Here is a 7,669-nt window from a genome sequence, read left to right on the forward strand (position 1 = left end):
TGCTCGAGGAGGGTCGCGAGGTCCTCGGCCGCACGCCGATCGAGCTGACAGAGACCCAGATTACGCTCAGCGCGCCTGAGACCGCGGCAACAGGCTCTTGGGTGCCTATTGAGCGCAGCGAGACCGTCACCGGCAGCGATTACATCACCATCGTTGCGCGCGACGCCAAGGACGACGAGGTCGGCAACTATCGCCGCGCCCGCGACGGCAATCCAATCGATGTGCGTGCCCCGGCCGAGCCCGGCCTCTACGAGGTGCGCTACGTGCTCGAGGAGGGTCGCGAGGTCCTCGGCCGCACGCCGATCGAGCTGACAGAGACTAGCATCACGCTCGAGGCGCCAGATACAGCCGCCGCCGGCGCGCGCATCGAGGTCGCTCGCAATGAAACCGTCACTGGGAGCGACTATGTGACCATCGTCCCGATGGGCACCGAGGACGGGACGCTTGGCGAATACAGCCGCACCCGCAACGGCAATCCGCTTAAATTGGCAATGCCGCCGGAGCCGGGCCTATATGAGATTCGCTATGTGCTCGAGGAAGGTCGCAAGGTGCTAGGCCGCACGATGATCGAGGTTGTTCCCGTCTCCGCCTCGATTACTGTGCCCGAGCAGGTCGTTGCGGGAGCGCCGATGGACATCACCTGGGAGGGTCCAAACCGCCGCAAAGACTGGATCGAGCTCGTGGTCGCTGGGGCGCCAGCCGATGTCGAGCCGATTGCCCAAGAGCGCACGGACCGCAACGATAGCATTCGGCTGACGGCACCTCCGAGCGCCGGCGAATACAGCCTGCGCTATCGACTCGGCGAGACCGGCGAGATCGTCACCAGCGTCGATCTCATCGTCGAAGAGGTCGCCGCCTCCCTGTCGGCACCAGCGACGGCGGCCCCCGGAGAGGTGATCACGATCGGTTGGGACGGACCTGGTGGCGAGCGTGATCGCATCGCGCTTGCCGAGGCCGATCAGAGCACCTTCCAGTGGCTCAGCGCAGAATCCATCCGCACCGACGAAGGCGATGGCGTGCAACTGACAGCGCCCAATGACCCCGGAAGCTATGAGCTTCGCTATGTCGACGTCACCAACGGCGTCGTGTTAACCACCCAGACCATCGAGGTGCGCTAACGGCAGCGGGCACCGAGCCAAGGAAGGTGTGCGCCGCTGTCGCCTCATTCGGCACCGAGCATGTAGGCTAGATCCAGCTCGATGGCCTCGAATGGCGGGATGCGCGCACTGGTCTCATCCTTAAGCGTGGCGATGACCTTATAGTGCCCGTCTTCGAGACAGTGCGCGATCAGGGTGCGGTCCTCAGGCCAAATCAGCCAGTAGTGCGGCACCTGATGGCGCTGCAGCAGCAACGGAAGCTGCAGCGTGTCCTTGCGCTCATGGCCGGGTGAGACGATCTCGCAAACCCAATTCGGTGGCCGATCCATCACGCCGCTCGGCATCCCCGGCAAGCGCTCTTTACGCCACCCGGCGAGATCATGAGTCGGGCATTCGTGCGCCTCGTAGGCGACGCTGACCTCGGTAGCGATCCACCAGCCTCCTGGGCCGGAACCGCGAGTTAGCGCATTGAGCTCGGCGCGGGCATTGCCCTGCACCACCCCATGCTGGAACCTCGCCATCGGCCGCTGAACAATCTCACCACCGATCAGCTCGACGCGCTCATGGTGGGACAGCAGCAAATCATCGATTGTCTTGAGCTTACGAGCTTCCATCGGCCATGCCTCCAACGCTAGCGGTTTGACCATCATCGCCCGATTGTCTCAATGCCTAGCCTGTTCTACCAGACCGGCGCCACCTGCCCATCTTGACCAAGACAGAGCACGCCTCGACGGCCGTCATCAGCTCGGAGCGCATCGATCGGCGCTGTCTTGCCATGCTCGACCAAGGCCCGCAGCTCGGCCTCGCTGAGCGGGTGTCCGGCGATGACCTGCCAGATCACAAAGCCGCAGCCCTCTCGCCAACGCGAGCAGCCATAGCCGCGACGCCCGACGATGAGCTTGCCTTGTTGGCATTTCGGACAGCGCAACGGTCTCTGCGCTAGGGCGCGACGCATCTCGACCAGGAGCGCAGGCATCTCCGCTGCCTCAGCCCTCTGCGACTCAGTTGTCGTCGCTGTTTGCGGGTTGGGTGGCGCAGTCCAGGGTCGGCTTGTGGCTTTGGTCTTCGCGCTGGCTCGGGCTTCGGTTCGACCCTGGGCCGAAGCCTTAGCCGGAGCCTGCGTCGGATTGGCGCCGCGACCATCACCAGCAGCAGAACGCGCGCGCTTCCCAGCTTGTCGGCTGCGACTTGCAGCAGCTGAGTCAGCCGGTTGCGGTTGATGCCCAACAGCGCGACTCCGCACTCCCGTTGTGCCTCGGCGAGCCGTCTTGCCCGTCTTACCGGCGCCTCCCCTCTTACCGGCGCCGCCCGGCTTCCTGGCCGCAGAGGCAGCACGCGCCGCAGCGGCCCGCTCCAGTGGTAGAGCAGCACCTCTCGCGACCTGCGGGATCAGCTCAGTGACGAAACGGTTGATGTCCGCGTGGAAGGCCGTGGCCTCGGCGTGCCCCTCCTCGATATCCTTCAATCGCTGCTCCCAGTCGGCAGTCAGCTCGGCACTCTTGAGCGGCTCGGCAACTAGGCCGATGAGCGCCCGCCCCTTCTCGGTCGCCACAATCTGTTTGCGCTGCCGCTCGACGTAGCCGCTGCGGATCAGCTTCTCGATGGTCTCGGCGCGGGTCGCCGGAGTGCCGAGCCCGGCGTCCTTCATCGCCGCGGCCAGAGCCTTGTCCTCGATCTCGCGACCGGCGTATTTCATGGCGTTAAGCAGGGTCGCGTCCTCGAAACGCTTCGGCGGCTGGGTCTCGCGCTCGGCCAGCTCGAGCGCCGTGACATGGACTGTCTGGCCTTGGGTCAACGCCGGCAGCAGCGATGCGTCGTCGGCCTTCGCGCTCGGGGACACCAAACGCTGTCCATCAGTGCCCGCCGACGCGGACTGGACGAGACGGCCGAGCTGGCGCGGATCAGCGCGCGTCCAGCCTGGATCGACCACCACCCGACCTTTGGCGATAAAGCTCCCGCCGCCGATGTCGAGCTCGACCTGGGTCTCCTCGACGCGCTGATCAGGCAAGAACACGGCAACGAAGCGTGCGGCCACCAGGTCATAGATGCGCCGCAATGGCTCGGGCAGCGCAGATGGCGCTCGAGTCGCGGTCGGCAGGATGGCATGATGATCGGTGAGCTTGGTCTGGTCGACATAGGCGCGCCCAAGCCGATGACCGCCCTCCAATCGCGCCAGCGCCTCACCCGCCAGTGGATGCTCGAGCTGCTGCAGGATGCCGGGCAGCTGCGGTACCAGATCCTCGCCGATGTGGCGGCTCTCGGTGCGCGGATAGCTGATCAGCTTATGGGTCTCGTAGAGGCTCTGCGCCAGCTCCAGGGTCTTGGCCGCGGTGAAGCCGTAGCGCCGATTGGCCTCGCGCTGCAGTGTGGTGAGGTCGAATAACGGCGGTGGGCGGTTGCGTTGTGGCTTCGTCTCGACCGAGACGACAGTCCCCAGGTTCTCCGGGCGAATGCGCTCGCGCAGTCGATCGCGCAAAGCCTCAGCCTCGGCCTTGTTGTCGAGCCGAGTCGGATGCTCGCTCGAATCGCTGCTCGCTGGCTGACCTGCCCACTGGCTTGGCAGCGGCTTGTGGTACTTGGCCTCGAAACCCTCGGCCAGCTGAGCGGTGAGTTCATAGAAGGGTGTTGGTACGAAGGCATCGATAGCCTGATCGCGGGCGACGATCATCGCCAGGGTCGGCGTCTGTACCCTGCCGATGGTGCAGAGCACCCGGTTGTGGACCGTATAGGCACGGGTCAGATTCATGCCGATCAACCAGTCGGCCTGGGCTCGGGCGCGTGCTGCAGCCGCCAGCGCATCGTAATCATGGCCGTCGCGCAGCTGATCGAGGCCAGCGCGGATCGCCGCATCGGTCAGGCTCGAGATCCAGAGCCGCTGCACCGGTTTGCGAAAGCGCGCATGCTCGGCGATGAGGCGAAAGATCAGCTCGCCCTCACGCCCGGCATCGGTCGCGCAGATCACCCGCTCGGTTGCGGGGTCGGTGAGCAGCGCCTTGACGACCTTGAACTGGGCTGCGGTCTTCTTGTCGGTCCGCAGCCGCCAGCGCTCCGGCAGCATCGGCAGTTGCGCGAACGACCAGCGCCCCGCCCAGGCCTCGCCATAGGCATCCGGCTCGGCGAAATGCACCAGATGCCCTAACGCCCAGGTCACGCGCCAACCCTGTCCCTCCAGGTAGCCCTCACGACGAGCACGCGCGCCAACGATGCGCGCGAGATCCCGCGCGACGCTGGGTTTTTCAGCGACGATGACGCGCATCGACTAAAGCGCCGCCAGGCGAGGTCTCGAGCCAATCCGACCGATGCCTGACCTCCGAAAGCTCGCCGCGCCTCTCTGTGTGGCGACTCGAGATCTGATGTCGTAAGGCGCTAAACTGCTCCAAGATCAGAGGTTCAATGGTGTCGGTCATGGCCATGGCCGGTGACCTGAATGGTTCAATCGGTGGAGCCCACTTTCCCGATCAAGACCTAGGGCTGGAGAGGAGGCGGCGTGCCAGGATAGAAATCATCGTTCAGCAGTTGTTCCGCGCCATAGGGACAGCGCTCAGGGAAGGTGGCTAACGGCAGACGGGTTTCCTTGTGCGCGAGCCTGACGGCGGCAGGATAGGCGCCGGTAACGGCATCCTCAAGCTGGGATTTCAAGCCAGGAGATTCGCTCAACAGCTCTGCGATCTGCTCACGCTGTTGGATGATGGTCGAGCGCCAGCTGCGTCCATCGAATTCGCGCCAGCGCTCGGACAGGTTTTGATATTGAAACTCCCACTTCAGCAAATGCGCGATCAGCACCAACAACCGGCTGTGCAGTTCACGCCGATCGCTCTTGCTCATATCACTCAGCTCTTCCAACAAATGCTCGATATCGAGCGCGTCGAAGCGCCGCGCACGCAGTAGCTCGGCATTGCGCTTGGCCCAAGCGCTGTAGTCGGTCTGATACAGCGTCGCAAGATCAGTCATGGGAATGGGTGATGTGTATGAAAGCGCTCATGCTAGGCCTGATCCAACGCGATCTTCAGAAAACTCACCGCGCATCTCCGTTTGAAGGCTTGCGATCTGATTTCGTAAGGCACGAAACTGCTCCAAGATCAGATGCTCGATGTTATCGGTCATGGTTGGTTACCTGATGCGACGCTGAGCGAAAGCGCTCCTACTCCGGATCATAGCCCAAGACTGGCGATAGCCAGCGCTCGGCCTGTTCCAAAGTCCAGCCCTTGCGCGCTGCGTAGTCCTCGACCTGGTCCTTCATGATCTTGCCGGTGCCGAAATAACGCGACTGCGGATGCGCGAAGTACCAGCCGGAGACCGCCGCGGTGGGCAGCATCGCGAAGCTCTCGGTGATGGTCAGGCCGATGCGCTCGTCGGGCTTGAGCAGCTCCCAGAGGGTGCCCTTCTCGGTATGATCCGGGCAGGCCGCGTAGCCGGGTGCCGGGCGGATGCCCTCGTACTTCTCGGCGATCAGCGCGTTGTTGTCGAGCTCTTCATCTGGCTTGTAGCCCCAGAGCGTTGTGCGCACCAGCTGATGCAGCCGCTCGGCGAAGGCCTCGGCCAGGCGGTCGGCCAGGGCCTTGAGCATGATCGAGCTGTAGTCGTCGTGATCGGCCTCGAAACGCTCCAGATGCTCGTCGATGCCGATGCCGGCAGTGACTGCAAAGCCGCCAACCCAGTCACGCTTGTGCGAATCCGCCGGGGCCACATAGTCGGCGAGGCTGACATTCGGCTGACCCTTGCCGGCGGTGCGTTGCATCTGTTGGCGGAGCATGCGCAGGGTAGCGCTGACCTCGCTGCGGGTCTCGTCGGAGTAGATCGCGATGTCGTCGTCACCGATCCGATTGGCCGGGAAAAAGCCGCAGACGCAGCTTGCTTGCAGCCAGCGCTCCTTGACGATCCGCTCGAGGAAGGGCACGGCGTCATCGAACAGCTGCTGCGCCTCCTTGCCGACGACCTCGTCGGTAAGGATGGCCGGATACTTGCCAGCTAGCTCCCAGGCCTTGAAGAACGGCGTCCAGTCGATGTAGTTGACCAGATCGTCGAGCGGATAGTTGTTGACGGTCAGGATGACGCCGTCGCCACTACGCTCGAGCTTGATGTCTTTAGCATCGAGCCCTGGTAGCGCGGCCGCCAGCGCGGCCGCCGGATCGCCGCCTAACCTCGCCGCCGCTGCATTGTCGGCTTCATTCGCCGATGCGACCGCATCGCCACCCTGCCCCGGCTCGGCTCCCGCGGCCAGGATCGCCGGCTTCGGCGGCTCATAGCTCGCCCAGTCGATCTCGGTCTTGTTCGCCCGCGCCGCGACGATATCCATCAGCTTGCTGGTCTTGCCCTTGGCCTCGCGCTTCGCGCGCACCTCGGCATACTCCTCGACGATACCGGCAACGTAGCCGTCGCGCTGGGTCTTGCTCAGCAGATTCGAGACCACGCCCACTGCGCGCGAGGCGTCCGGCACATAGATCACCGGCTCCTCGCGCTGCGGGGCGATCTTCACCGCGGTGTGCACCTTCGAGGTGGTCGCGCCACCGATCAGCAGCGGCTGGGTCATGCCCTGGCGCTTCATCTCCTTGGCGACATGGACCATCTCGTCGAGCGACGGCGTGATCAGCCCGGACAGCCCGATGATGTCGGCGTTCTCCTCGCGCGCCCGCTGCAGGATGGTCTCGGTCGGCACCATGACGCCCAGATCGACGACGTCGTAGCTGTTGCACTGCAGCACCACGCCGACGATGTTCTTGCCGATGTCGTGCACGTCGCCCTTGACGGTGGCGATCAGGAACTTGCCGTTGCTCTCGTGCTGGGTGCCAGAGGCCTCCTTCTCGGCCTCGAGGTACGGGAACAGATAGGCCACCGCCTTCTTCATCACGCGCGCCGATTTGACCACCTGCGGCAGGAACATCTTGCCTTCGCCAAACAGATCGCCGACCACGTTCATGCCGTCCATCAACGGCCCTTCGATCACGTGCAGCGGTTTTTCGGCGGCCTGGCGCGCGGCCTCGGTGTCCTCTTCGATATATTCGGTGATGCCCTTGACCAGCGAATGCTCCAGCCGCTTGTTGACCTCCCAGCTGCGCCACTCGAGGTCTTCGACCTTCTCGGCGCTGGAGCCGTCGCCCTTGTACTTTGGCGCCAGGTCGAGCAGCCGCTCGGTCGAGTCGTCGCGACGGTTGAGGATCACGTCCTCGACCGCCTCACGTAGCTCCTCAGGCAGATCGTCGTAGATCGCGAGCTGACCGGCGTTGACGATGCCCATGTCCATGCCCGCCTTGATGGCGTGGTACAGGAACACGGCATGGATCGCCTCACGCACCGGGTTGTTGCCGCGGAACGAGAACGAGACGTTCGAGACGCCGCCCGAGACCTTCGCATGCGGCAGGGTCTGCTTGATCTCGCGGGTGGCCTCGATGAAGTCGACCGCGTAGTTGTTATGCTCCTCGATGCCGGTCGCGACCGCAAAGATATTGGGGTCGAAGATGATGTCCTCGGCCGGGTAGCCGACCTGCTCAGTCAGGAGCTTGTAGGCGCGGGTGCAGATCTCGACCTTGCGCGCCTGAGTATCGGCCTGGCCGACCTCATCGAAGGCCATCACG

General features: G+C 64.2%; 5 protein-coding genes and 1 pseudogene. 1 reads left to right on the forward strand and 5 read right to left on the reverse strand.

Going from position 1 to position 7,669, the window contains the following annotated elements; translation table 11 throughout:
• Positions 1 to 1,118 (forward strand): annotated as a pseudogene (locus ACY693_RS11200) (hypothetical protein); the annotation flags it as partial.
• Between the two features lie 44 nt (positions 1,119 to 1,162).
• Here the strand turns inward: ACY693_RS11200 and ACY693_RS11205 are convergent.
• The 5 genes from ACY693_RS11205 to ACY693_RS11225 form a co-directional block, all read right to left on the reverse strand.
• Positions 1,163 to 1,711 (reverse strand): Uma2 family endonuclease, encoded by a 549-nt coding sequence (locus tag ACY693_RS11205; protein ID WP_462321910.1) that lies wholly within the window; start codon positions 1,709 to 1,711, stop codon positions 1,163 to 1,165.
• A 65-nt stretch (positions 1,712 to 1,776) separates the two neighbouring features.
• Positions 1,777 to 4,353, reverse strand: coding sequence for a type IA DNA topoisomerase (locus ACY693_RS11210; RefSeq protein WP_462321911.1), 2,577 nt, complete (start codon positions 4,351 to 4,353; stop codon positions 1,777 to 1,779).
• Between the two features lie 209 nt (positions 4,354 to 4,562).
• A complete protein-coding gene (locus tag ACY693_RS11215) occupies positions 4,563 to 5,048 on the reverse strand; it encodes a DUF29 domain-containing protein (RefSeq protein ID WP_462321912.1) in 486 nt (161 codons plus the stop codon).
• A gap of 27 nt (positions 5,049 to 5,075) precedes the next feature.
• Positions 5,076 to 5,201: a hypothetical protein gene (locus ACY693_RS11220; protein WP_462321913.1), complete on the reverse strand. Its 126-nt coding sequence runs from the start codon at positions 5,199 to 5,201 to the stop codon at positions 5,076 to 5,078.
• Positions 5,202 to 5,238: 37 nt separating this feature from the next.
• On the reverse strand, positions 5,239 to 7,669 hold a 2,431-nt coding region (locus ACY693_RS11225), incomplete at its 5' end, for a vitamin B12 dependent-methionine synthase activation domain-containing protein (protein WP_462321914.1).

It is taken from the genome of Halochromatium sp., from assembly GCF_054919635.1.

Coding starts and splice junctions, on each gene's coding strand:
- ACY693_RS11205 (WP_462321910.1), bottom strand. CDS start 1,711: ATGGAAGCTCGTAAGCTCAAGACAATCGATGATTTGCTGCTGTCCCAC.
- ACY693_RS11210 (WP_462321911.1), bottom strand. CDS start 4,353: ATGCGCGTCATCGTCGCTGAAAAACCCAGCGTCGCGCGGGATCTCGCG.
- ACY693_RS11215 (WP_462321912.1), bottom strand. CDS start 5,048: ATGACTGATCTTGCGACGCTGTATCAGACCGACTACAGCGCTTGGGCC.
- ACY693_RS11220 (WP_462321913.1), bottom strand. CDS start 5,201: ATGACCGATAACATCGAGCATCTGATCTTGGAGCAGTTTCGTGCCTTA.